We start from the raw sequence: 1915 nt of genomic DNA, 5'->3' as shown, positions 1-1915 counted from the left end.
GTAGATTGGCTTTACCCAGTCACAGGCAGTATCAACCACCACCGGGACGCTGCCACGTGTCACGCAGCTCGCGATCAACATCGTCATTAGGTATATAGTTGCCGTATCGTGATGCAATTTTTTAGAGGGATATCACTCCGGCCTTCTACGCGGTCTCGATGACCTCCCTGGCAGGTTTTGTCATTTTCTAGTGTTCCGCTCAAGTTTTTCAGGTTAAGGACGATTTTTATTACATAGCAAACAATGGAGGTTTTATGAAATTTCAGGTTTACATCGCGTCCATATCACTGTGCCTTCTGGGCATAGCTAATGCCGCAAGTAATCAACAGCTTTGCACTAAGACATCTTTTGAGGCATTTGGGGAACCTAAACAAACCGTTAGGGACTGTGCCGATCCAGATGAAATGTTCTGGGTGGTAGTATCAGTTGATCATTTGCGCTACCCACCTCAAGGGATCGGTCTCGTCGTTGCACTCACTTCCACTGAGAATTCAGACAATATCTCTGCATCTCTAACTACTCAAGTCCTTAAAGAAGAAGGAAAGTACACTATCAGGATTCAGGCAGTAAAAAGCGGAGAGGTTATAAATTGGACGGGGATTATGCGTCCCGACACAGAGCAAATACTATCTATCAACGGGAAGCGTGTGATAGTCAAGTTTGCTAGGCAGCAGAGCTAACCTCCTCTGTACCTATAGCCATTACGATGAGCTTACTCATGGTGATGGCAACAAAAAACCGCCCGGAGGCGGTTCACATATTCATCAGCCTGAAGTTGGATTATTCCAATGCGGCTTGGATAGAATCAGCTAATGCATTGACTTCTTGCGCTACATGCTTCAAATCCCACAATGCTTTCGAATTATTGCTATCGGCAGTATTGGCTGATACTGATGCTTTCGCAATTTCTAGAGCCGCCTGAACCGCGATCAAGCGCTTTTCTTGCTCGGTGGTAGTTACGAGGCCGTTTTCGTAGTAATTCGCTAACATAACAATTCCCTTTCTTACCCTGACAAAATGGCGGGTTTCAAGATTTAAGTGGGGATTGAATTGCATATTTCAAGGACATTATCGAAGCCCCTCGGTGAAGAGCTTCTGTAATATCGCCATCAGCTAATCAGCAAATCTGGCTGCGTCACCTGCATGATATGTTCATGCTCGACCGCCAGGACGCGCTTCTCTTTTTTCCGCTCGTTCATCAACCGGCTGCCGATCGTTCCTTTCAGTTTTGAGCGAGTTTCTTTGATGGCGTAGCGATGCTGCATTTCTTCGCCCATGGCAACTCTTCGACTCAGTTGCTCAGCCATCCAGTTGAATGCATTGATGTAGCACTCTTTAACCGCATATGCCGCCTTACCCGTAAAGCCCATCACGAGCATCATGCATCCGTCTCGGGTGATGTTATACATCGGTTGTATATCGCCATTTTTATCAATGAAATCAATGGGCGCAAAATTGCGCCGGGTGAAATCATCGGAGCATTTAAGGTTTCTGATCGCTCGTAGAACGTCTTTGTGACGTTTACCAAAATAATCAGCAACCTTGAGTGATGTGGTGATGATCTTGTTATCGATGGTTGTGACCATTTCACGAAAATCGAAGGCCGGAATAACTGATAGATTATGCATAGCGTTTGTCTGCTCTTTGAGATGAACCGTTGCCGCATAGGGAGTCAGCCCACCGAGGCTCGCCAGCACTAACTGACTTCCTCAACGGCTCATTCCAAAGGGTCTGGTTCGGTGGTTATAGTGCGCATGCGGTGCGCGGTGAAATGCCGACATAAAAAAGCCCCGCAGTTCGCGAGGCTCATTAAATTCAGTTTGTGATTTACAACGTGCCGTTTTTTTTACTTCAGACATTGCTCTTTGATGTAGTCCTGCAGATAGCCGACCTGCTTCGTCACTGTGACGATTCG

Annotated in this window: 3 protein-coding genes and 1 pseudogene; 1 reads left to right on the top strand and 3 read right to left on the bottom strand. The window is 46.5% G+C overall.

Translation table 11 applies throughout. The features are described 5' to 3' along the window. The first annotated feature begins 254 nt into the window (after window positions 1–254). On the top strand, window positions 255–680 hold the full coding sequence (locus ACJ9N4_RS20805; protein ID WP_411500788.1) for a hypothetical protein: 426 nt from the start codon (window positions 255–257) through the stop codon (window positions 678–680). A 100-nt stretch (window positions 681–780) separates the two neighbouring features. Here ACJ9N4_RS20805 and ACJ9N4_RS20800 read toward each other — a convergent pair whose 3' ends face one another. From ACJ9N4_RS20800 to ACJ9N4_RS20790, 3 genes and pseudogenes are all read right to left on the bottom strand, one after another. Beyond that, window positions 781–990, bottom strand: a complete 210-nt coding sequence (locus ACJ9N4_RS20800) for a hypothetical protein (RefSeq protein WP_411500787.1) — start codon at window positions 988–990, stop codon at window positions 781–783. Between the two features lie 119 nt (window positions 991–1109). Next, window positions 1110–1628 (bottom strand): Rha family transcriptional regulator, encoded by a 519-nt coding sequence (locus ACJ9N4_RS20795; protein WP_411500789.1) that lies wholly within the window; start codon window positions 1626–1628, stop codon window positions 1110–1112. Between the two features lie 218 nt (window positions 1629–1846). Next, window positions 1847–1915: pseudogene (locus ACJ9N4_RS20790) on the bottom strand (lysis protein); the annotation flags it as partial.

Source organism: Enterobacter sp. LM3, from assembly GCF_046622475.1.
GTDB lineage: Bacteria > Pseudomonadota > Gammaproteobacteria > Enterobacterales > Enterobacteriaceae > Enterobacter > Enterobacter cloacae_P.
The sequence above is the reverse complement of the archived record's forward strand: the minus strand, read 5'-3'. Positions and strand labels throughout refer to the sequence as shown.

Bases quoted from the DNA above. Each gene is read 5' to 3' on its own strand.
- ACJ9N4_RS20800 (WP_411500787.1), bottom strand. From the start codon at position 990: ATGTTAGCGAATTACTACGAAAACGGCCTCGTAACTACCACCGAGCAA.
- ACJ9N4_RS20805 (WP_411500788.1), top strand. From the start codon at position 255: ATGAAATTTCAGGTTTACATCGCGTCCATATCACTGTGCCTTCTGGGC.
- ACJ9N4_RS20795 (WP_411500789.1), bottom strand. From the start codon at position 1,628: ATGCATAATCTATCAGTTATTCCGGCCTTCGATTTTCGTGAAATGGTC.